General features: G+C 36.4%; 20 protein-coding genes and 1 pseudogene. 11 read left to right on the forward strand and 10 right to left on the reverse strand.

What is annotated here, in order from left to right; translation table 11 throughout:
- Positions 1 to 33 precede the first annotated feature (33 nt).
- The 8 genes from AC1W31_RS16375 to AC1W31_RS16410 all read left to right on the forward strand — a co-directional run bounded on the left by AC1W31_RS16375 (position 34) and on the right by AC1W31_RS16410 (position 10,584).
- Positions 34 to 153, forward strand: coding sequence for a sugar transferase (locus tag AC1W31_RS16375; RefSeq protein WP_481735580.1), 120 nt, complete (start codon positions 34 to 36; stop codon positions 151 to 153).
- 121 nt (positions 154 to 274) lie between these two features.
- Entirely contained in the window at positions 275 to 1,669 is a 1,395-nt protein-coding gene (locus AC1W31_RS16380) for a hypothetical protein (RefSeq protein WP_481735561.1), read from the forward strand.
- Positions 1,670 to 1,841: 172 nt separating this feature from the next.
- Positions 1,842 to 2,399, forward strand: coding sequence for a T9SS type A sorting domain-containing protein (locus tag AC1W31_RS16385; protein WP_481735562.1), 558 nt, complete (start codon positions 1,842 to 1,844; stop codon positions 2,397 to 2,399).
- 107 nt (positions 2,400 to 2,506) lie between these two features.
- A complete protein-coding gene (locus AC1W31_RS16390; RefSeq protein WP_481735563.1) occupies positions 2,507 to 3,481 on the forward strand; it encodes an MraY family glycosyltransferase in 975 nt (324 codons plus the stop codon).
- Positions 3,482 to 3,535: 54 nt separating this feature from the next.
- Complete coding sequence (locus tag AC1W31_RS16395; protein WP_481735564.1) at positions 3,536 to 4,597, forward strand: UDP-N-acetylglucosamine 4,6-dehydratase family protein; 1,062 nt, start codon at positions 3,536 to 3,538, stop codon at positions 4,595 to 4,597.
- Between the two features lie 359 nt (positions 4,598 to 4,956).
- Positions 4,957 to 6,042, forward strand: coding sequence for an efflux RND transporter periplasmic adaptor subunit (locus tag AC1W31_RS16400; protein WP_481735565.1), 1,086 nt, complete (start codon positions 4,957 to 4,959; stop codon positions 6,040 to 6,042).
- 122 nt (positions 6,043 to 6,164) lie between these two features.
- Positions 6,165 to 7,388: a glycosyltransferase family 4 protein gene (locus tag AC1W31_RS16405; protein WP_481735566.1), complete on the forward strand. Its 1,224-nt coding sequence runs from the start codon at positions 6,165 to 6,167 to the stop codon at positions 7,386 to 7,388.
- Between the two features lie 97 nt (positions 7,389 to 7,485).
- The gene (locus AC1W31_RS16410) at positions 7,486 to 10,584 is read left to right on the forward strand and encodes an efflux RND transporter permease subunit (protein WP_481735567.1); all 3,099 of its coding nucleotides are present in this window, start codon (positions 7,486 to 7,488) and stop codon (positions 10,582 to 10,584) included.
- 325 nt (positions 10,585 to 10,909) lie between these two features.
- Here the strand turns inward: AC1W31_RS16410 and AC1W31_RS16415 are convergent, their stop codons facing one another.
- The gene (locus tag AC1W31_RS16415; protein ID WP_481735568.1) at positions 10,910 to 12,373 is read right to left on the reverse strand and encodes a M28 family peptidase; all 1,464 of its coding nucleotides are present in this window, start codon (positions 12,371 to 12,373) and stop codon (positions 10,910 to 10,912) included.
- 212 nt (positions 12,374 to 12,585) lie between these two features.
- A complete protein-coding gene (locus AC1W31_RS16420; RefSeq protein WP_481735569.1) occupies positions 12,586 to 13,023 on the reverse strand; it encodes a DoxX family protein in 438 nt (145 codons plus the stop codon).
- Between the two features lie 215 nt (positions 13,024 to 13,238).
- Here AC1W31_RS16420 and AC1W31_RS16425 point away from each other — a divergent pair, with 215 nt between their 5' ends.
- On the forward strand, positions 13,239 to 13,832 hold the full coding sequence (locus AC1W31_RS16425; RefSeq protein ID WP_481735570.1) for a PNPOx family protein: 594 nt from the start codon (positions 13,239 to 13,241) through the stop codon (positions 13,830 to 13,832).
- A 117-nt stretch (positions 13,833 to 13,949) separates the two neighbouring features.
- Here AC1W31_RS16425 and AC1W31_RS16430 read toward each other — a convergent pair whose 3' ends face one another.
- From AC1W31_RS16430 to AC1W31_RS16450, 5 genes are all read right to left on the reverse strand, one after another.
- Positions 13,950 to 14,270 (reverse strand): hypothetical protein, encoded by a 321-nt coding sequence (locus tag AC1W31_RS16430; RefSeq protein WP_481735571.1) that lies wholly within the window; start codon positions 14,268 to 14,270, stop codon positions 13,950 to 13,952.
- A gap of 16 nt (positions 14,271 to 14,286) precedes the next feature.
- The gene (locus AC1W31_RS16435; RefSeq protein WP_481735572.1) at positions 14,287 to 14,838 is read right to left on the reverse strand and encodes an RNA polymerase sigma factor; all 552 of its coding nucleotides are present in this window, start codon (positions 14,836 to 14,838) and stop codon (positions 14,287 to 14,289) included.
- Between the two features lie 182 nt (positions 14,839 to 15,020).
- Positions 15,021 to 15,824, reverse strand: a complete 804-nt coding sequence (locus tag AC1W31_RS16440; protein WP_481735573.1) for an RpnC/YadD family protein — start codon at positions 15,822 to 15,824, stop codon at positions 15,021 to 15,023.
- Positions 15,825 to 15,884: 60 nt separating this feature from the next.
- A complete protein-coding gene (locus AC1W31_RS16445) occupies positions 15,885 to 17,483 on the reverse strand; it encodes a hypothetical protein (RefSeq protein ID WP_481735574.1) in 1,599 nt (532 codons plus the stop codon).
- A 130-nt stretch (positions 17,484 to 17,613) separates the two neighbouring features.
- Positions 17,614 to 18,843, reverse strand: coding sequence for a hypothetical protein (locus AC1W31_RS16450; RefSeq protein ID WP_481735575.1), 1,230 nt, complete (start codon positions 18,841 to 18,843; stop codon positions 17,614 to 17,616).
- Between the two features lie 193 nt (positions 18,844 to 19,036).
- Here AC1W31_RS16450 and AC1W31_RS16455 point away from each other — a divergent pair, with 193 nt between their 5' ends.
- The gene (locus AC1W31_RS16455) at positions 19,037 to 19,540 is read left to right on the forward strand and encodes a DUF4494 domain-containing protein (protein ID WP_481735576.1); all 504 of its coding nucleotides are present in this window, start codon (positions 19,037 to 19,039) and stop codon (positions 19,538 to 19,540) included.
- 73 nt (positions 19,541 to 19,613) lie between these two features.
- Here the strand turns inward: AC1W31_RS16455 and AC1W31_RS16460 are convergent.
- Together AC1W31_RS16460 and AC1W31_RS16465 are read right to left on the reverse strand one after the other, a co-directional pair.
- Positions 19,614 to 19,844: pseudogene (locus tag AC1W31_RS16460) on the reverse strand (type II toxin-antitoxin system RelE/ParE family toxin); the annotation flags it as partial.
- 22 nt (positions 19,845 to 19,866) lie between these two features.
- Positions 19,867 to 20,112: a hypothetical protein gene (locus tag AC1W31_RS16465; RefSeq protein WP_481735577.1), complete on the reverse strand. Its 246-nt coding sequence runs from the start codon at positions 20,110 to 20,112 to the stop codon at positions 19,867 to 19,869.
- Positions 20,113 to 20,203: 91 nt separating this feature from the next.
- Between AC1W31_RS16465 and AC1W31_RS16470 the strand changes: the two genes are divergently transcribed.
- Positions 20,204 to 21,895 (forward strand): PHP domain-containing protein, encoded by a 1,692-nt coding sequence (locus AC1W31_RS16470; RefSeq protein ID WP_481735578.1) that lies wholly within the window; start codon positions 20,204 to 20,206, stop codon positions 21,893 to 21,895.
- Between the two features lie 72 nt (positions 21,896 to 21,967).
- Here AC1W31_RS16470 and AC1W31_RS16475 read toward each other — a convergent pair.
- The coding region (locus AC1W31_RS16475; RefSeq protein WP_481735579.1) for a phytoene/squalene synthase family protein at positions 21,968 to 22,516 on the reverse strand (549 nt) is incomplete at its 5' end.

The following is a 22,516-nucleotide window of genomic DNA, read 5'->3' on the forward strand; positions in this document are numbered from 1 at the left end:
GATTCTGCCGATGAAAACGAGAATAGAAAAAGAATTTGGAAACGTTTTGAATGTGATATTTGGTATATTGAAAATTGGTCTTTAGCCATGGATATTAAGATACTTTTCTCAACGGTTTGGATAGTTATTAACGGGGATGAGAATGCTTATTGAGTAATGAAACCGAATAATAAATTATATAAATCATAGATTTTATTAAATTTTGTTTAGCATTTATTAATTAGTAATATTGATTCAAGAAAATATAAAATTTAAAATATAATAATTTATAATCATGAAAGGAAAATTACTTTTAGGCTTAATAGGCAATGTACTTTGTTTATCAGCTATAGGACAAACTATTACTGCACCAACAGGACAGCCTTTAAATATTACTAATAATGTGGAGGTAGCAGGAAATGTAAACATTCCAAGTGACAGCGTTTTTAAGATTGGGGGTGTAAAAACTTTGGGCGTGAAAAATGGCTCTCTTTATGTTGGTCCAAATGCTGGAAATACAACCTCAAGTGGTCAATATAATGTGTTTGTAGGTGAAAAAGCGGGTTTCTTAAATGGATCAGGCAACAAAAATATGTTCTTAGGTTCTTTTGCAGGAGGTGCAAACGTAGGGGGTGCAAATAATATCTTTTTAGGAACTAACTCTGGTCGTAACAATACTGCTGGAGCAGAAAATACTGTAATTGGTACAGATGCAGGATATTCTAATTTAACAGGTTCGTATAATATTTTCATGGGAAGTTCCGCTGGTTATAAAACAATAGCAGATAGAAATACTTTTCTTGGTGCTTTCTCTGGATATGATAATGTTGGTGGAACAAATAACCTATTTATTGGAACAAATACAGGTAAGTATAATACAGGTGGTTCTCGAAATGTATTTATTGGAGCAGAAGCGGGAGCTGATTTTGGAAATCCTAGTAATAGAAATACTACAGGCTCAGATAACACTATTATTGGTTATAATTCTCAAGCAGGTAGTTCTCTTGCAAACACTACAGTTATCGGAGCGAATGCAACTGCCTCAGTATCAAATACAATCGTTTTAGGTAATAATGCAACAACAATAACTGGTTCTGGTTTTGGGGCAACACGTACTTCTGGCTTAAAGTTTGCTAACCTTAATGGTTCAGACGCTGCAGTAAGTAATTCTTCTTACGCAGGAAAAGTATTGAGTGTTGATGGTACAGGAAATGTAATTTTAGTAGCATTAAGTGGTGCAACAACCTCAAGCGTTGGTGGTCCAGTAGCTGAGAATTGGAAAGAATCGGATGGTTATTTGTATAATAATAGTACCAATGGTGTGGTGATCAAAGGAAGTGGTTTAGATGGTAATGCCTTAATCGTGAAGGGTGGCGTTTTATCGAAAGAAGTAAACGTGAAAGTGGAAGGTTCGGAAACTTGGCCTGATTATGTTTTCAAACCAAACTACAAACGCATGACTTTGGGAGAAGTTGAGAAATTCATTGCCATCAACGGTCATCTGCCGAACGTTCCAAGTGCTACTGAAATGGCTATCAATGGTAACAATTTAGGTAAAACTGATATTAAATTATTAGAGAAAGTTGAAGAATTAACGTTGTATTTGTTGGAAATGAAGAAAGCAAATAATGCGCAAGCAGCAGAATTGAAGTCTTTGAAACAAAAGGTTAGTAAATTGAGAAAGAAGTAACCACATAGAGATTTAGGTAACATAGAATTCAATAGAAATGAAGATGTGAATTCCCTGATTATCTAAAATTATTTAATTATTTTCAATTACCAAAAAAAACTGATTAGAGATATAATGGTAGTGTTATCTATGTTTACTATATTCTCTATGTGGTTGCAAAAAAAGAAAACAGATGAAAAATTATTTCAGAATAGTTGGAATGTTTCTTTTCGTGATATCAGGGAGAGTTGCTTCTGCGCAAGATGCTTCTTTAAAAATTACTGATAACATTAATAGAGCTACCAAACACGAAGTAGCAACTGAAACAATCAGTGCAACGAACGTGGTTAGCGAAGATTCAAAAGTACATTATGAAGCTGGAAAATCCGTAAAATTATTACCAGGGTTTACGGCAAAAAATGGTTCAAATTTTAAGGCAAGTATTGGTAAAATCGAATCTTCTTCAAGAATTTCCGGTGCTGAATCAAGCGATAAAGTAAGTATGTACGCATATCCAAATCCATTTGAAACATCAGTAGAGATTCAATATTACGTACCTAAAGCGGGAAAAGTAACCTTATCAATCACAAATATTATTGGAATGACGATTGCTACTTTAGTGGATAATCAAGAAGTTTCGGAAGGAAATCATTCCATTAAGTATTCAGGCGATGGTACTATATCGGGTACTTATATTTATACCTTGAAAACTGACACGGGTGCAGTATCAAAAAAATTGTCTAAGAAATAGTGGAATAAGCTCAAATACTTCCTTGACAAAGCCTAAACAAATTAATTGTTTGGGCTTTATACTTTTTACTCAAAGTAGCATTAATTTTAAATCATTATTCTACTAAAATGGTTTTATTAGTCTTCTCCATACTTTTCATTGCGGAAATTTTATATATTCAATTTGCCACAAATTTGAATATATTTGATGTAAAAAATGATAGGAGTTCACACAGTGTAAATGTTGTTCGTGGGGGAGGAATTATTTTTTGGATGGGAATATTGCTGCATTTTCTAAACTCAAATTTTAATTACCCTTATTTTTTTGTTGGACTTACGCTGGTATCATTTATTAGTTTTTGGGATGACATAGCTGGTCTATCAATTTCTTACCGCTTATTTATTCATTTCATAGGAACAAGTTTGTTATTAATTGAGTTAGAATATTTATCCAATAACTTATGGTTGATTTTATTGGTATTTATCTTAATTATTGGATCGATCAACGCCTGTAATTTTATGGATGGTATTAATGGAATGACAGTAGGCAACAGTATTGTGGTAGTTGGAAGTTTATGGTTTATCAATAACAATCATTTGAAGTTTATTGACGAAAATTATATTATTTATACATTCTTGGGCCTATTAGTATTCTCTTTTTTCAATTTCAGAAATAAAGCAATTTGCTTTGCCGGAGATATAGGCAGTATTTCGATTGGATTCATAATTTCATTTTTACTGATGAAATTGATTTTGAAAGATCATAACCCAACATATATACTTTTCTTAGCGGTATATGGTATTGATAGTAGTTTAACAATACTTCATAGAGTCATATTGAGAGAGAATATTTTTGAGCCTCATCGTAACCATTTATTCCAAATTATTGCCGACAGACTAAAAGTTAATCATTTAATTATATCGATGACATACATGATTATTCAACTTGTGATTTGTATAGTTTTAATATTAAATTTAGCACAAAGCCCTGCATTTCAATTGAAAATAGGAATCTTAATGATAATGATACTAACTATTTTGTATGTAGCCATAAAAGTAAAATTGACAAAAATATCGGATACACATAAATCAATACTGCATTAAAAATTTGTAACATTAATCCCATTCTACAGAGTACGTCACCACAAGTCAAAAAATATGAATATAAATATTGAAACCTTATTAGGAAGAAGTATCACAAACATTCAAAATCCATTAACTATCCATGAAATAAAAGGGAAAACTATATTAGTTACAGGTGCTGCAGGCTCAATTGGAAGTGAAATCGTTAAACAAGTATTAAAATATGAACCGAGTGAAATCATTCTAATTGATCAATCAGAATCTGGTCTTTATGATTTATCATTTGAGATTCAAAACCAGATTTCTAAGGCTACAATTGTCAAAATTATTATTGGTAATATAACGGATGAAATAAGAATGAGTAGTGTTTTTAGACAATCACAACCAGAAACTGTTTTTCACGCAGCCGCCTATAAGCACGTTCCATTGATGGAAGATAATCCTTATGAAGCTGTAAAAGTTAATATTGGCGGTACTCGGATATTAGCGAAATTGTCAATTAAATATAGGGTATCCAAATTTATAATGATTTCTACCGATAAAGCCGTTAATCCAAGCAGTGTAATGGGTATAACAAAAAAGATGGCGGAAATGTATCTACAAACTAAAAATGACAAATCAGGAAACAAGACAAAATTTATCATAACACGTTTTGGAAATGTGGTAGAATCAAATGGTTCAGTCATCCCACTATTTAGAAAGCAAATAGAAGCAGGAGGTCCTGTCACAATTACAGACCCAGAGATTACCCGATATTTCATAACAATTCCAGAGGCAGGTCAGTTTGTATTGGAATCAGCAACAATGGGCATGGGAGGTGAAGTCTTCGTATTTGATATGGGTAAACCTATAAAAATAACAGAAATTGCCAATAAAATGATTGAACTTTCAGGAAATAAGATAAAAATTCAATATGTTGGAATGCGTTCAGGCGAAAAATTACATGAGGAATTATTGAATTACAATGAAATTATGGTTAATACCTATCATCCTAAAATTAAAAATGCTAAATCCACAATATTAAATAATAGTATAACTGAAAAAAAAATTGATGAATTATTTTACGAAAATAGTGATGATGAGTTAAAAACTAAATTAAAAAATATTATTGAAGAATATAATAATCTTTCAACTTAATTTTTAGAAAGATACTTTTGGAAACTTCGCAGTCCGACTCGAAATTCCGCTGTTTGAACGTAGCGACCGACGCCCGGCGGGTTGCGGAATTTCTTGATTTTTTTGCGACCGACGCTTCGGTTTCTTTTTGTAACAAGACAAAAAGAAAAAGACGTTAAAACTGGGATAAATCTGGTAAAATAAAATGTGTCGGTCTATAAATCAACTTAATAAGACATTAATGGTGATAAAATACGTGATTATTCTATTTTGTAAAATGAAAATAAAATATGTGTAGTTTCCAAAAAGTAAATTATACCATTGAATAGCGTAAATTATTGCGTATTTTCGGTGAAAATTTTCATTAATGCCATAATTCAATGTCAAAAATCACTAAAAATATTATAACTGTATTAATTATACTTTTAATCGTAGCGGGAATATTTTACCCCAAATTAAAAGCATTTTTTAAACCGAAAGACGAAAAAGAGAATAAAGAATTAGTCACAAAAGCAAAAGGTGGTAAAACATCCGTGATTGTTACCGTGGTAACGCCAATCCGTCTTGATGACTTGGTGAACTCGAATGGAACAATTTTACCGAATGAAGAAGTAGAAATAAGAAGTGAAATATCGGGTAGGATTGTGACGTTAAATATTAAAGAAGGGGATTTGGTGAGAAAGGGAACAACGTTGCTTCATATCAATGACGAAGATTTGCAGGCACGTTTGAAAAAATTAGGGTACAATAAAAAATTAGCGGAAGATAATGAAGCTCGCCAAAAGAGACTTCTTGAAAAAGAGGCCATTAGCCAGCGAGAATATGATATTGCCGTAAATTCGGTAAATACAGTTTCGGCGGATATGGAAGATTTATCGGCTCAAATTCAAAAAATGACACTCAAAGCTCCTTTCGATGGAATCATTGGGTTTCGGTTTGTTAGTTTAGGAAGTTATATTTCTCCCACCACAAAAATAGCCACTTTAACCAATACCAATCCTGCAAAAATAGAATTTGCCATTCCGGCAAAATATTCATCTATTGTTCGGGTTGGCAGCAAAATTGATTTTTCCGTTGAAAATTCGGAACAGAATTTTGTTGGCACTGTTTATGCCATCGACCCTAAAATTGACCCTGATACTCGTACCCTACAAATTCGAGCCATTGCCCCAAATCCTACACATAAATTAATTCCAGGCTCTTTTGCAAGGGTAGAATTAGTGTTAAAAAGTAAAGGTTCAGCGATTATGATTCCAACGGAAGCCATTATCCCAGAACAAAAAGGGAATAAAGTATTCTTGGTGAAGAATGGTAAAGCAATGTCAGTAAAAGTGCAATTAGGAACTCGTGGCGATAAAAATGTTGAAGTACTATCGGGATTATCGGCGGGAGATACACTTATTACGACGGGTATCATGCAAGTAAAACCCGATGGGGAAGTCGATATAAGAGAGGTGATTAAGTAGACAGTAAAAGATAAAAATTTAGACATTTGAGTCCCCGAATAAGCCATTAATTTTAAAACGTTATTTTTATCATACACAACCACCATTACAAATTATCAATAGGTTAATTCAAAAATAAACGTATGAAAATAGCTGTGTGGCATAATTTGCATAGTGGCGGAGGAAGTCGTGCTTTACAGTATCATATTTGTGGATTAGTGGAGAAAGGGCATCACGTCGAAATCTGGGCTGATGATCCAGATGCGGGTGGGTTTATGCACTTACCTTCGAGCGTAAAATTGCATAAAATTCCGCTAAAATATAATGAGCATCACTCTTCACTAAGAGAAAGGTTTGCTTCGATTTTCTTTGAAAAAGATGGCAACATGAAAGCCATGGAAAGCCATTGCAAAGAATGTGCTTTGGAAATAAATCAAGGAGGGTTTGATGTACTCTTCGCAAATAGTTGCATTTATTATGGCGTTCCTTTTATTAGTCATTTCGTGACGATTCCAAAATTATTGTATTTAGGAGAACCGAATCGGTATTTATATGAGGCGATGCCTGAACAAATATGGGAGGCTCCAGTAGCAGTAAGTAATAAAAATACGTATAAATTTTGGGAATATTTTTTTAGTAACACTTGGAGAACCAACAAATACAGAGTTTATGTACGAGAAGAACGTAAAAATTTCCAAGCATTCGATAAGGTTTTAGTAAACTCTTATTTCTCGATGGAAAGCTGTAAAAGAGCTTACGGTTTACTTTCAGAAGTTTGCTATTTAGGCGTAGATAATACACTATTTAAACCCACAAAAACATCAGAATCAAATGCTTACGTCGTAGGCTTGGGTGGTTTTTACAGTCATAAAAATCCAGAATTAGTGATTCGTTCAGTAGGAGCATTGAAAGGAAACCGTCCAAAATTATTGTGGATTGGTAACATGGTTGACGATAAATATTGGATTGAAATGGTTGAGTTAGCTCGTTCCTTGGAAGTCGTACTGGAAGTCAAGAAAATGGTATCCGATACGCAATTAGTAGAATTGTTGAGTGGCGCTATTTGTATGGTATATTCTTCAAATCTTGAACCTTTTGGCTTTGCCCCACTCGAAGCAAATGCCTGCGGAACACCCGTAATTGCGGTGGCAGAAGGTGGTGTAAGAGAAACCATTATCCACGGCAAAAACGGTTTTTTGGTAAATCAAAACCCTCAAGAAATTGCCCAATACATTTTACAACTAACTGAAAACCAAGAATTACGAAAAAAAATTGCTGATTTTGCGAAGGATAATGTGAAAGAAAACTGGTCTTTAGCTTCTTGTTCAGAACGAATAAATAATGCTGTTGAGCGTATGGTTAAGTAATTTGCGTCAAAAATATCTCTCTCCCACGCTCCTACCCTGTACAAATATCAACCTAATTTAACTAACCATCATACCTTTATTAATAATTATTTAAACTATGGCATCCATTTCTGAAACCTCCATCAAACGCCCCGTATTGGCGGTAGTGATGTCGATTCTAATTATTCTTTTTGGGATAATTGGTTATACTTATCTGGGAATAAGGGAATTCCCGAGCGTTGACCCACCCGTAGTGACAGTTCAGACGAATTACACTGGAGCAAATGCCGACATCATTGAGTCGCAAATTACTGAACCTTTAGAGGAATCCATCAACGGAATTGCGGGAATTCGTACCCTTACTTCATCAAGTCGTGATGGGCGATCAACCATTTCGGTTGAATTTGATTTAGCCGTTGATATCGAAGATGCTGCTAATGATGTTCGTGATCGTGTGGCTCGTTCTTTGGCGAATCTACCGAAAGACATTGACCCACCCGTAGTCGCAAAAGCCGATGCCGATTCAAATCCCATCTATTTTATTAACGTAAAATCAGAAAAACGTGATTTGTTGGATTTGAATGAAATCGTAACTCGTAATATCAAAGAGAAATTTCAAACCGTTACGGGGGTAAGTTCCGTACAAATTTGGGGCGAGAAAAAGTATGCCATGCGGTTAAGAATTGACCCCGTAAAATTGTCGTCTTATCGTTTGACCGCTCCCGATATCGTGAATGCGTTGAATAAACAAAATATAGAATTACCCTCTGGAAGTATTGAAGGAGCCATGACAGAATTGACCGTTAGAACGCAAGGTCGTTTGATAACGCCGCAAGATTTTGACAATTTAATTTTACGAGAAGAAGGAGATAAAGTGGTGAAATTCAGCGATGTAGGTCATACAGAATTAGCGCCCGAGAATGAAAAAACGTTCTTTAAACGGGATATGGTTCCGATGGTCGCAGTGGCAGTAATTCCACAACCAGGGGCAAATCAGATTCAAATTGTGAATGATATTAAGAAAAAATTAGTACAAATTCAAAGTACAATTCCTGATGATGTTGAAATAACTTTGGGTTTGGATTATACGCAATACGTAAGGCGTTCCATCACGGAAGTGGAAGAAACTATCTTTATCGCCATTGCACTGGTTGCTTTGATTATTTTCATATTTCTGAGAGATTGGCGTTCAACGTTAATTCCACTCACGGCAATTCCTGTTTCTTTAATTGGCGTATTTTTCATTATGTACGTTATGGGCTTTTCCATCAATGTACTGACATTATTAGGCATTGTCCTTTCGATTGGACTCGTGGTTGATGATGCGATTGTAGTTTTAGAAAATATTTATGCCAAAATTGAAGAAGGAATGTCGCCCTGGGATGCGTCTTTGCAAGGGTCAAAGGAGATTTATTTTGCCGTTATTTCCACAACGGTGACCTTGGCAGCGGTATTTTTGCCCGTAATTTTCTTACAAGGAATAACGGGACGATTATTCCGTGAATTCGGTATTGTGGTGGCTGGTTCTGTCATTATCTCCGCCTTCGTTTCGCTGACTTTAACGCCGATGTTAAGCTCAAAAATCTTGCGAGGTGGTCATCACCAACCGTGGTTTTATCGAGTAACCGAGCCGTTTTTTCAAGGATTAACTCGTGCTTATGAGAACTCATTGACTGGATTTTTACGCATTCGTTGGTTCGCTTGGGTCTTGGTGGTTTCGTTCATTGGAATTATATATGCAATGTTTAAATTTGATGCCATTCCCTCAGAATTGGCGCCTATGGAAGACAGGGGCGGTTTTAGAATTACAGCAACGGGTCCAGAAGGAGCAACATTTGAATATATGTTGGGCATTACGGATGAAATTGGCAAGTTGATGTTAACAGAATTATCCGAAAAAGAACGTCGTGGGGTAATCACCATCACTTCTCCGCCTTTCGGAAACGGAGCCGCAAATACGGGGGCAATCAGGGTAGTATTGAATGATACCTCACGCAGATCTCAACAAGCAATTGTGGATGAAATTCAACCAAAATTAAAAAAATATACGGGTGCTAAAATGTTTGTGGTGCAAGAACCAACGATTCAAACGGGACAACGTGGAGGAGGTTTGCCGATTCAATTTGTGATCCAAGCGGTTAATTTTGATAAACTCAAAAAAGTAATTCCAGAGTTTATGGCGAAGGTTCGAGAATCACCAAAATTTGAAATTGCGGATGTAAATTTAAAATTCACAAAACCCGAATTACGTTTAGAAATTAACCGTGAAAAGGCACAAAATTTGGGTGTTTCCATTCAAGATGTCGCTCAAACACTTCAATTAGGGCTTTCAGGCCGACGATTTGGTTATTTCTTAATGAATGGAAAACAGTATCAAATTATTGGACAAATCGACCGTCCAGAAAGAAATGATGTGGCTGATTTACGTTCATTGTACGTAAAAAGCAACCGTGGCGAGTTGATTCAGTTGGATAATTTAGTAAAAATAACCGAAGAAAGTACGCCCCCTCAATTATTCAGATATAACCGTTATGTGGCCGCAACCATCCAAGCACAAGCAGCGAAAGGTGTTACCTTGGGGGAAGCGTTGGACGAAATGGACAAAATTGGCAAGGAAGTTTTAGACAACTCATTTTCAACTGCTTACGATGGACAGTCGAAGGAATTTAAAGATTCTTCCTCTTCTTTAGTTTTTGCTTTTGCGTTGGCTTTGATATTAATTTACTTGATTTTGGCAGCGCAATTTGAGAGTTTTGTGGATCCATTAATTATCCTTTTGACCGTTCCTTTAGCGGTTGCGGGTGCTTTGCTTTCGCTTTGGGATTTTAGTCAAACGCTAAATATTTTCTCCCAAATTGGGATTATCGTTTTGGTGGGCTTGGTGACAAAAAATGGTATTTTAATTGTGGAATTTGCCAATCAACGAAAAGAATTGGGAAGTAATAAAATGCAAGCCGCCAAAGAAGCAGCCGTAGCCCGTTTCAGACCAATTTTAATGACTTCGCTCTGTACCGTGTTGGGGATTTTACCGATTGCTTTGGCTTTGGGTGCTGGTTCACAAAGTCGTGTTTCGATGGGAATTGCCGTGGTGGGCGGAATGTTATTTGCCACAACTTTGACGCTTTATATCATTCCTGCGGTGTATAGTTATATGTCGAGGAATTTGAAAGTACAAGGCGGGCAAGTTAAACAGGAAGAGATTTTAGAGGTGGTTTAATCCGTATTTCAACGTCAATTCAAGTCCGATTTATAAAATTGGTATTTTGCTCTATTGGAGTAGTAAAATAATCATTATCAAACTATAAATTGAAAGGTGTTTTACCTGAAAATTGTGGCATGAAAAAAATTACAGGTTTTAAAAGACTAAGCGAGGTAATATCATTCATTCCATAATTAAATGATTTAAAAATAGAAAAGTATTTAGTTATAATTTTTCTAAAGCGCATCCACATGAGTCAACAGTAGAGAGACTTCCGTCATAAAAAAAGCCAAGTTTAGCTGTGGGAAATAGCTAAGCTTGGCTTTTAAGGGTTTTATTGAATCTATCTTTCTAATTTGAATCCTGCATCTGTGGCAGGGCGTTTTTCAGTATTTGCTACTTTCCAACCCGTTCGGTACATCCAATCGGCCATTTTTTTCAATTTTGGATAATTAATATTTTCGGCACTGTCCTGTGGCGTATGATAATCTTCGTGCAGCAGCGTTGTGTACATGACCGATGGAATTCCCAAACGTGCGTAGGGCAAATGGTCACTTCTAAAATACCAACCTTCAACGTGCGTTACTTTGTCCCACTCAGTATCTAACTTAAATTTTGGTCCCTCTTGATTCGCATCCAAGGTCATCTTTACCAAATCGAGTGAGTTTCTGTGCGGAGACGTAGTACCCAAAACTGCCGCACTGTCAGCGTTATTTCTACCAATCATATCACCATTCAAAACTGCCACAATATTGCTAATTGGCACGGTTGGATGCGAAGAATAATACCGAGAACCCAACAATCCCCGCTCCTCCGCTCCGTGAATGACAAACAAAACCGAACGCTTAGCGGGATTTTTCACAAAAGCCCTCGCATTGGCAAGCATCGCCACATCTACGCTTCCATTATCATCGGCACCGTAATAAATGGAGTCATTCTTAATCATATTTCTGATTCCGTGGGCATCCGTATGTCCGCTGTACAGTAGATATTCTGACTTCAATTTTGCATCCGTTCCCTCAATTTTGCCCACAATATTCACGGAAGGATAAGCGTATTTCGAGATAATTAAATTTGCCTTTATCGTAGCATTATTTTGTTGTAATGATTCCTTAGCCGAAGCGTGTAGCCACAAAACTGGCACTTTGGTGGTTACGCTCACATTTACACCGCCGTCGATGTCATAATTGCCTCTTTCAAAATTTTCGTTGGCGTCTTCCCACGCTTTTTCGGCGGTTTCATCGGCAACAAAAATGATGGCAATGGCTCCTTTTTTTAACATCGGTAAACCATATTTTACGTAGATAGAACGGCTGTATCGCCACGTAGGCAAGGAAACGTTCATGTTTATTCCCTTCGGATTAGCCTCAATCGCCACAACTTTTCCTTTCACATCAATTTTATTAGTATCAATTTCTAAAGCATTTCCTAAATAAACAATCGGCGCATTTAGATTAATATTGGCCATTTGCGAAACCGAAACATCTTTCCAAAGGGTCAGCAGTTTGTCATTTATCAGAATACTTGAATTATCAGCGAGATGATTTCGCCAAAGGGTAAAATACTGAAAATAAGTACCATCATCACCCGCAGGTTTCAGTCCGATGGCTCTGTATTGTTCGCCAAGCCACATGGATGCTTTCAATTCATCCAACGTTCCCGCCGATCGACCGTTGTAATGGGCATCCGCTAAGGCGTATAAATCTTTTTTCAAGTCCTCCGTCCGAATGGCACTTAAAGCGGGAGGATTATTCAATTGAGCAAACGAAGTGGTTGCGATGAGCATCAAAAAGGATAAGAATTTCATTTTTTTCATTTTGGTACGTTTTATTAAAGTTTTAATATGTTGACAGTATTTTTCTTTTCTCTAATTTACAAATACTCCTCTAAATCACCCAACTTAAAGACTTTAATTCAATAAATTTCCCAGAAATTGAGCGAATATGACTACAAATACAAAAGCCAAATTCTCCCATTTTGTTTAGGAAAATTTGGCTTGCAATGAATTATTAAAAACGATTATTTATTCTTTCTCCAAGATTGCCATGCTCCCGTCGACCACAAAGCTAAGGCAATCAAAGCGGGTTGCATCGGAAGTCTAAGCCAACGGGCAGTATCTGAATTTAGTCCAAAAGCATCTCGATGTTCCACCAATTGAGCAATATTTCCTGGAAAAACCGCCACTAAAAAAGCCGCTGCTACCCATCCAACTTCCTTACGCTGTTTTGAAACCAAAAGCAATGATAAACCCAAGCCAATTTCAGCTACGCCCGACAATAAAACTACCGTATCGGGTGCAATCGGTAACCACGGTGGGACTTGGGCCAAAAATTCTTTTCTCAAAAATGTCATGTGGCCAATACCCGTATAAGTCAGAAAACTGCCTAATAATAATCTGCCAATGTTTTGGGCAATGGTAGGTTTGTTTTCGATGTGTATTTTTTCAATACTTTCCATTGTTTTACCATTTAGAGCGTGATGTTCATGAGTCGGAAAATCCGACTCATGAATATAGATAAAATTTCATGCCAGGCAATTTTGTGGATTTTCAACAGAAATCTGAGCTTGTGAGTTACGTTAACCATCGTTCGTAAAATCCATCGTGAACAATAAACTAAATTTCGAGGTTATTTTTTTATTTTCCTTGACTCCAATCCTTGTACACTCAAAATATGAATAATATATTTCATAATAACAATCTCAAAGATATTGAAGCACAAATTTGGGAACTGTTAGTCCAATCCTCCAACTCTGCTAATACGCCTTTTCATGAAGGAGTTATCGCTACAGTCAATGGTAATATTCCCGAACAGAGAACCGTAATTCTTAGAAATATTGATGTTTTCACAAAAACACTTTCATTTAATACTGACATTCGCTCTATGAAAATTGAGCAATTACAAGTCAATAATTCCGTAAGCTGGTTGTTTTACGATAAAATATTGAAAGTTCAATTGAGAATGTATGCAAAAGCAGTTGTTCACCGCAACAATGCAGTTGCGAAATTGGCTTGGGAAAAATCAAGATTATCAAGCAGAATGTGTTATACAACCATACAAAAACCGGGCAGTTTTATAGATACTCCCGAATTAGTAGAGATAAATCAACTATCGGTTAATGATGAATTATTAGATTTTGCCCGTGAAAATTTTGCGGTAATTGAAACCCAAGTTTATGCCGTAGATTTTGTATTTCTCAATCGAAATGGGAATAAAAGGGCTTATTTCGACTACCAAAGTCATAACTTTCAATGGCGACAGGTTTAGTTAGACGTATCTACGTCTCAACGGAAGTCGTCGTTCAAGACAACAACTTCCGTAAAACACCCATCAAATCTTCTAAATCGCTATCAGAATAAATATAATCTGTAACACAACAAAAGGTTATTCGGCTTTTTCTTCGCCCATTGCTCGCCAATGTACACCCCATTTTGCTTTCATGCGTTCACGGTCTTCGGGCGACATATTTTTCATGCGTTCGGCCATTTTATTTTTCCAAAAGTGCATCCGATTGCCTCCCCAACCTCCACCTCCGAACAAAATTTTTGACAACACTAATAAGCCTAATGCTTGCGTAAAACTAATGACTTTCAGTCCGAAAATGGCGGGAATTAACCAATTCCACAAATTCATGACCACCAATCCACCCACCGTTACGAAGAACAGTACGAAGGCTATTACTTTTAAAATTTTAAATGCTCTCATCGTTGTAAATGTTTATTTAGTTAAAAACTTCTTGATATAAATAGCGTAATCGTTCTCGCAAATACTGAACCGCTTGCCGTTTTTTTGAGAGTAACGTATTCATATTTACCCCCGTGATTTCGGCAATTTCCTTGAAACTTTTTTCTTCCAACTCATGCAATTCAAAGACTAATCTTTGGTCGGCGGGAAGTTCTTGGAGGGCTTGCGATAGGGCTTCCAAAATCATTTCTTGCATCATTGGGTCAGCGTTTGAATTATCGGGAAGCATATCAAAAAATGAAATTTTCTCTTCTTCATCGTTGATAAACTGTTGATAATCAAGCGTAACCGTTTTTTTGCCCCGATATAAATCATTGATTTTATTCCGAGCCACCATGTATAACCACGAAACCATTTGCTCAACAGGTTTGGTAAGGCGATACATTTCAACTAACTCGTAGAAAACCTCTTGCAGAACATCATCGGCATCATCGGAAGACGGCACACGGCGACGAATAAAGTCGAGCAAACGTTTTCGTTCGCTTTGGACAGTTTCCTGAATTTCCCGATTTTGTTCTGTGGTTGTCATAATTGGATAACAAAAGCTATTTGACTGGGAAGACGCTAAAACGGAGATTTTATTGAATTTTAAGGATGGACGGTAGGAATTTTATTTGGGCGGTAAATTGGGGAGGGAGGAAATTAAGAAGCCAAGTTTCTTTTTGGAGACTTGGCTTTTGAGGTTTTTCTATCTTTTAAAATGGATACGTATTACTTTATACTGATTTTTTGTTGAATAGTTATTACAAAATCAATTGTTACACCAACCATTTTAGCAATACTATCTAATGATAAATTACTTTCTCTGAGAAGGTTTTCTACGATTTTTTTCTTTGACTTAACGACAAAATAATCAGTTTCTTCATTTACATATTTTGCTATACTTTCCATGATTTCATCTATTTTATAATCTAATTTACGCAATTCCGCTAAAATACGCAACTGACGTAAGTATTTCTTTAACGTTAATTCTGTCTTTGTTGTTTCTTCAAGTTTACGAATAATTGTTCCAATGGCATTTTCTGGTTTTTCTAAGCCAAAATTACTCAAAACAGCAAAAACAATTTCTTCTGGTTTATTAGATTTTAGAAAAACTTTGTAATCAATAGTTTTGATTGATAGTAAATGGTACTTGAAAGCTAAATCACCACTAAACAATTCTGTTGTCATTTTGGGTTTACCTTTACCAAGAAAAATTACAAATTGACGAACAGGAATTTTGTAAAGTCTCAATAACATAACGTTATATTCAGCCATTCTGTAAACCATCTCAGGCTCGTCAGAAACTTGAAATTCAATCTGTAAAACAAACGTATCTCCTTGAATATCAGTTATTTTCTTTAAAACATCTGGTTTTCTTTCTTTTGTATGTTGAATATCATCGGGTAGCTCTTCTGATAAAACTGCATGGATACCCAATATATTTTGCATCAAACTGGGAATGACAGCCTCTATGTTTTCCTTAAATATTTTATCGTATTGGTTAGCTTGATTTTTAGATTTACCTGTCTTCATTTTATAAAAAGAAACTGTTTTTCCCGTCTTTGATTGGGGGATATGTATTTAATATTTATCCTAAATCACCACCGCATCAAAAACCCCCGTCAAAATCTTTCCATTTCGCTTAATTTGTAGCCAAATTCTGTAATTACCAGCCGTTGGAAAAACGTAGGGAAATTTTACACTGCCACCGTGGTGTTCTTTGGTATTGTGGTTCATATTTGGCATCAGAAATTGGTCTCTTTGCGCTTCGGGCATGGTTTGGATTTTGGTCAGAACTTTGTCAACACTGTCCCTAAAAACTTTTGGCGTTGCAATAAAGGGTTCCACGGAAGTCTCGGCAATTCGCTTTTGCATTACCCCTACGGACGTACTCGAAACCGTACCAGTTGGGTGTAGGTGTATGTAAACTGAACCGTCCGTTTTCACGATGGCGGCGTGTCCCATCATGCCCAAATAGGGTTGCAAAATTGCTTCTTTTCCATCCGGAGAAACTACTAAAAAGTTTAAGTCATAGACCTGTCCCGCCATCATGGATTTCTTAGGGTCAGCCTCCCAAACAATGCTTGAACCATCATGGAGCTTGGTTTTTACACCGGGCGTTCCACAAATGGTAATAGTTTCATCCAATACATTCGTTTTCTTTTCATTCAAAGCCGTTGTGAGGGCATACGTATCATCAGGGTCTTGAATTTTGGTATTGTTAACGGCAGTTTTTATTTCAACCGTATCTGTCAAGGTGTATTGAAAACCGCCAATGTACCGCATAATATCGGCGTATAACAAATATTTCCCTGCGGGCAAATTGGGTAAAACTGCCTCAAAATTAAGCGTATCTTTTCGCACGGGATGAAGATGAGCAAACGCATCCATTGTGCCTTGTCGTACCAAAAATAGGTGCATCAGTTTACCGTGGTCAGGAATTAAATAGCTCAGTTTACGATTATATACCGAGTTACTATCAATCGTTAATTTCAATACATCTTGTCCATTTTCATTTACCACTTTTGTGATGGCTCGGTAAGGTTTATACACATCATTGAGATAGTCTTTCGTAAGTCCGCCCCACCAATTATTACCAATAAACAACAGCAGTCCACAAAAACTCGCTCCCACCAGCGAACCTGTCACTCGTTTGCGAATGGTTTTAGGCGTTGCTTTTTCACCTATGGGTTGCAAACTATCGCTCACACTTGCGCCAAAAATAGTGGTGAGAACGCCGACCAAAAACACGCCTAAAGCGGCCAAAATCCAACCCAAACCCGCTGGCATCGAACGCTTTGCCGTAGAAACTGCCGCTACGGGAACAATCATTTTTGCAGTACCTCTTTTGCCCGAAACTTCCACTTCTACACTGCCTGCGGTGGACATCATAAACCAAACAATGCCTTCAAATTTGCCATATTGTCCAGCTACGGGCAAAATTTCCTCCGAAACGGGTGAACCTTCATCGCCAAACCAAAAGTAAATCGGTTTGATTCGGATGTGTTCAATATCGTTGCCATCGGTATAAATGGTTACTTGGGCGGTGCCAGGAATCACATCGGGCGGTTGTACGTACACCTGCAAAGTATATTTACCCGCTTGCCCTTCATACACAACACCAGGACTGCCCACGTGTGCGCAGGTGAAAAATGAAATAAAAAGGAATGATATTAGGATGAAATTTTTCAAGAGCGGAGGATTAATTAATAATGAAGAGTGAAAAATTAATAGTTTTGTCGTAATCAGCATTTAAGAATCCGCTTGTCGGACACTTAAATGTTGATTATCTACTATTATTAATTGATAATTATAAACTATTTCAACGCTGCACTCGCTTCATCCAATTGCCCCAAAGCAGGCCAATGCGTGCTGAGAGAATCCCTAAAAAAGAGGCAACTAAACAAGCAATAGCCCAATTCTGAAATCCTTTTGTGATTTGTCCATCGGTATATTTATAACGCCATTCCGCTTTCGCAGGATTGTTGTAAGGTAAAGTATCAGACTGAAAAAACCAGTTACGGGCTAAAGGAGATTCTTTCAAAAATGTTCCTGCATTATATTGGATAACAATAAATGTTAAGAAAAATCCTAAGCCCAAAATTACTGCCAAAATCCAGTCATTTGTGCTCGTAAATTTTTCACGAAGCATGTCGATAATCATCGCTGGAAAAACCAATAATAAAGGAAATGCCGTTGTTTGGAAGAATGTGATATGATTAGCAACGGGCGCTAAAAGTGGCTCGGCAGGAAATTGTCGGAGCGTTACATTAATGCAAATCATCGCAATCATATAAATTACCGTAATGATGGTGGCTCCCCATTTAATTTTACTGGCTCTGGCAAAGGCAATAATAAACATCGGGAAAGCAAAACAACCGATTTCATAGAACGAATCACGGTGCATATTCCATCGTCCCATAAATTCTGTGAGGAAAGTTCCAACCGTCAACACAACTAATCCTGCCGTAAACATGAAAATATTACGAAGCCTTATATTTCGACTAATATTCTGTGAATCAGACAAATACGATAATTTTTCTTTACGATTTAAGACTGCTAAAACCGAAATCATTGCCCCAATTTGAATCGCAATTAAACCCAAACCTAAAACCGCATGAGGAGGTGAGAAAATCTTTACGTCCAAACCATAAGTTGCGTGCCACCAATCATCAAAAGGAGCCGAAGTTGCCGCCCCAAAACCACCCCAAATACAGAACATTCCTCCCAAAGAGCTATAAAATATGCCCCAGAAGTTGACCATTTTGCCTTTTTCTTGGGATGTTCCCCAGAAGGAAGTTTTTAAAACTTGGTAACCCGAAATAATACCCGCCAAAGCCGCTCCCAAATAAATGGCATTGTGCGGAGCAGAAAAAAGGCCGTCTCGCCCGATGCTCATGTGCCAAGCAATGTCCCATTGCACGCCAATAATTACGAGTGCCGAACAGATGGCTACTGCATAAATTTGCAAAGGAATTCCTAACAAAAGACGCTTGGTGGAAGTGCCTGTTTGTTCAAGAGAAAGATTTTGATGAAGGGAAGTCGTTGCCATGTTGTAGTTGTTTGATTAGTAAATGCAATTTATAAAAAAAGGATGCACGATGTATAATTTTAGTATCATTATTGATAATTTTGTAAAAATATAGATTTTAGTCGATTTTCGATTTTGAAACCTAATTAAATTTAATAATTCCCGAACAATAAACATCTAAAAGCGAACCGAAGCGACGGTCGCATCGAAAACAATGGCAACTTGGTATTTAGGAAAAATACGATATCAGAAAGAAGACGAAGCGGGTTCTTTAAAAACAATTAATGAGGCATATTTGGTAGATGCCGTTTCATACACCGAAGCAGAAGCGAGAATGTTTGAAATTGTGGCGAGCAATACCCCTGATTTTCAATTGACAAATCTGACAAAAATGAAACTGAGTGAGGTATTTTTTGAAGAAAATGGTTCTGAAATTTGGTATAAAGCAAAGGTTCAGTACATCAGTTTTGATGAAAAAACGCAGAAGGAAAAGAAAACTCCTCATATCATGTTAATCAATGCTGAAAACCCAAAAGATGCTTTTGAAGCTTTGACCAAGAACTTAGGGAACTTGAATGATTACCAAATTACGGATATCAACATCACCACTATTTTGGAAGTTTGTCCTTACATTCCAGAGAATGAATTGTTAAAAAAAGGTAATTTCAGACCAGTAACGGAGGTTTTAGCAGAACAAGAAGCGGTAGCTGAGGTGTAAATTGAACACGGATTGAACCTTCAAGTATTATAGGTTCAATCCGTATTTAATTTAATTATTATAAAGGTTTTCGTCAATTATCGTAAAACCTGAGAATTATAACTTGCTGATTTACAAACTTATATATAATTGTCGTGTAACGATGAATGACTAACCCTCTATATCCTCGCTCTTTATTTTGAATACTCCAAATTTGAGGAAAATCTTGAAGAAGAGAGATGGAATCTAAAATTTTAGTCCTAAACTCATTGGCAATAATATTTCCAAATGTATCATTTATGTAAGTTGAAATATCTTCTAAATCTTGAAGGGCTTTTTATTAATTTTTACTTTGTACGCCATATTTTCTTTAAATCTTCAAAATCTATTAAATTATCTTCATTTTCACTCTCCATATCAGCCGTTATAACTCCCTGTTTTTGCTCCTCTGTTAAACTATTCCAGATATTTCCATGCTTTTGAGTTTCATATTTTTGAAAAGCATTTACTAAAAAGTCTAATTCCATTTCATCATCAATCGTATTAATTAATTGATGGACTTTATTTTTTTTCTGTTCTAATACTTCTTCCATATCTTTATTTTTTTATCGTTTAAATTTACTGAAAAAGATTGGAAAAGTATTTTTTTTTAGAAATTTGTTCTTTAATCCAATATAATATCCCATGTCTAACGAAGAAATTGTTGCCCTCCTTGAATTAACCGTAAAACTCCTTGAATTGCACGATGAAAATGAGTTTAAAATCAAAAATCTCAGCTTTGCGGCTCGTGCCTTAGATAAAGAATCGGCTGATTTGATGGTTCTTTCGGTTGAACAACTCGCTGGTTTGCCGAGTGTTGGAAAAAGTGTGGCGAGTAAAATTGATGAAATCCGTAGAACTGGCACAAGTCAAGAACTTACGGAATTATTAGCAAAAACACCCGAAGGTTTATTGGAAATGCTCCAAATAAAAGGCATTGGCCCAAAGAAAGTACGAGCTATTTGGCAAGAATTAGGCATTACCGATAATCGTGAATTACTTTTGGCTTGTGAAAATGGCGAAGTGGCAAAACTGAAAGGATTTGGCGATAAAATTCAAGCAACGATCAAAGAATCAATCCTTTATGCACAATCAAATACTGGAAAATTGAGGATGGAAAAAGGTGAAGAATTAGCCCAAACTCTGCTTGATATGCTGGAAAAACAGTTTGAGCAAGTGGAAATTGTGGGAGATGTTCGTCGTAAAAATGAAATTGTCCATTCAATTCAGTTAGTGGTTGGACATCATAAACCGTGGGAAGTTCAACAGTTTTTGAATGCCTTTCCTGACCTTCAACAAGATGAAAAAGGATCTTCTCCCTTTGCTTGGCGAGGAAAATTTTTAGAGAAAAAAATACCCGTAGAAATTCAGATTTGTTCACCACAACAATTTGTAAATCAGGTATTTATCTATTCTTCTGGCGAAAAACACTTGGCTACTAACGGAATTTATAAACAACTAAGTAAACAAGTTTTTGAATCGGAAGAAGATATTTATGCGAGTGTAAATATGCCGTATATTATTCCAGAAATGCGGGAAGGAAATTTTGAATTTGAATGGTCTAAAAATCATCAAATTGAGGAATTAGTTACGTGGGATTCACTGAAAGGAATTTTACACAATCACTCAACTTATTCGGATGGCAAACATACTTTGGCAGTAATGGCGGATTATTGTCGGGAATTAGGTTTTGAGTATCTTGGAATCGCCGATCATTCAAAAACGGCCTCTTATGCCAAAGGGCTTTCGGAGGAAAGAATTTGGGAACAACACGCTGAAATTGATACACTCAATCAAAAATATGCCTCTATGACCGACCGACCTTTTAAGATTTTGAAAGGTATTGAATCGGATATTTTGGGCGATGGTTCTTTGGATTACGCCGATGATGTGTTGAAGTCTTTTGATTACATCGTGGCATCAATTCACCAAAATTTAAAGATGAATCAGGAAAAAGCAATGTCCAGAATTATTGGGGCCATTGAAAATCCATATACAACCATTTTGGGGCATCCAACGGGTCGAATTTTATTGTCTCGTGCGGGCTATCCAATTGATTATCAGAAAGTTATTGATGCCTGCGCTGCCAATGGCGTAGTGATAGAAATTAATGCAAGCCCTTATCGTTTGGACTTAGATTGGCGATGGATTCAGTACGCTTTAGAAAAAAATGTAATGCTTTCTATCAATCCAGATGCCCACGAAAAAGAAGGATATTTTGATATGCACTATGGCGTAGCAGTGGCTCGTAAGGGTGGACTTTTAGCCAATATGACGTTTAATGCGTTGGGTTTGGGGGAAATGGAGAGTTATTTGAGTAAACTATTTAACCACTGACGGTAATTTTAAAATAGCCATCAGCAATTTAGTTTTTGTAGATTCTTATCATCAAAATATTTTTATAAGAATCTACAAAACATTAAGTCTCATTTGAAAATATGTACTCGCCAATAAAGTCATTTTTTGGTAGTCAGGTACTCTGATTCGCTCATTTTGTATGCGTGAGGCAGGACAATTTTTGATTTTATCGAACAATCTTAAATAGTATTTGTAAGCTAAATAAACGCCTCCTTTTGCTCCTTTGGGTAATTCTAAAATTCCACGAAGGGCAGCATCAAAATCTGCTTGAATATCATTTTCAATCGCTTTTTTGTCTTCCAAGGTAAAGTTAGTAAAGTCCACATCGGGAAAATAAGTACGTCCTCTTTCTTGAAAATCTGATTTAATATCTCTCAAAAAATTTACCTTTTGAAAGGCAGAACCCAAACGTTTTGCATCGGCTTTTAGTCGATCGTATTCGGCTAAATTTCCTTCACAAAAAACCCGTAAACACATCAATCCCACAACCTCCGCCGAACCATAAATATAGGCTTCGTAACCTTCTTGATTATAATCTGCGTAATATAAATCCATTTCCATTGAGTGCAAAAATGCCTCAATCAATTCATGGTCAATTTT

The sequence above is a fragment of the Arcicella sp. genome, from assembly GCF_964672035.1.

Bases quoted from the DNA above. Each gene is read 5' to 3' on its own strand.
- AC1W31_RS16380 (WP_481735561.1), top strand. From the start codon at position 275: ATGAAAGGAAAATTACTTTTAGGCTTAATAGGCAATGTACTTTGTTTA.
- AC1W31_RS16385 (WP_481735562.1), top strand. From the start codon at position 1,842: ATGAAAAATTATTTCAGAATAGTTGGAATGTTTCTTTTCGTGATATCA.
- AC1W31_RS16390 (WP_481735563.1), top strand. From the start codon at position 2,507: ATGGTTTTATTAGTCTTCTCCATACTTTTCATTGCGGAAATTTTATAT.
- AC1W31_RS16395 (WP_481735564.1), top strand. From the start codon at position 3,536: ATGAATATAAATATTGAAACCTTATTAGGAAGAAGTATCACAAACATT.
- AC1W31_RS16400 (WP_481735565.1), top strand. From the start codon at position 4,957: ATGTCAAAAATCACTAAAAATATTATAACTGTATTAATTATACTTTTA.
- AC1W31_RS16405 (WP_481735566.1), top strand. From the start codon at position 6,165: ATGAAAATAGCTGTGTGGCATAATTTGCATAGTGGCGGAGGAAGTCGT.
- AC1W31_RS16410 (WP_481735567.1), top strand. From the start codon at position 7,486: ATGGCATCCATTTCTGAAACCTCCATCAAACGCCCCGTATTGGCGGTA.
- AC1W31_RS16415 (WP_481735568.1), bottom strand. From the start codon at position 12,373: ATGAAATTCTTATCCTTTTTGATGCTCATCGCAACCACTTCGTTTGCT.
- AC1W31_RS16420 (WP_481735569.1), bottom strand. From the start codon at position 13,023: ATGGAAAGTATTGAAAAAATACACATCGAAAACAAACCTACCATTGCC.
- AC1W31_RS16425 (WP_481735570.1), top strand. From the start codon at position 13,239: ATGAATAATATATTTCATAATAACAATCTCAAAGATATTGAAGCACAA.
- AC1W31_RS16430 (WP_481735571.1), bottom strand. From the start codon at position 14,270: ATGAGAGCATTTAAAATTTTAAAAGTAATAGCCTTCGTACTGTTCTTC.
- AC1W31_RS16435 (WP_481735572.1), bottom strand. From the start codon at position 14,838: ATGACAACCACAGAACAAAATCGGGAAATTCAGGAAACTGTCCAAAGC.
- AC1W31_RS16440 (WP_481735573.1), bottom strand. From the start codon at position 15,824: ATGAAGACAGGTAAATCTAAAAATCAAGCTAACCAATACGATAAAATA.
- AC1W31_RS16450 (WP_481735575.1), bottom strand. From the start codon at position 18,843: ATGGCAACGACTTCCCTTCATCAAAATCTTTCTCTTGAACAAACAGGC.
- AC1W31_RS16455 (WP_481735576.1), top strand. From the start codon at position 19,037: ATGGCAACTTGGTATTTAGGAAAAATACGATATCAGAAAGAAGACGAA.
- AC1W31_RS16465 (WP_481735577.1), bottom strand. From the start codon at position 20,112: ATGGAAGAAGTATTAGAACAGAAAAAAAATAAAGTCCATCAATTAATT.
- AC1W31_RS16470 (WP_481735578.1), top strand. From the start codon at position 20,204: ATGTCTAACGAAGAAATTGTTGCCCTCCTTGAATTAACCGTAAAACTC.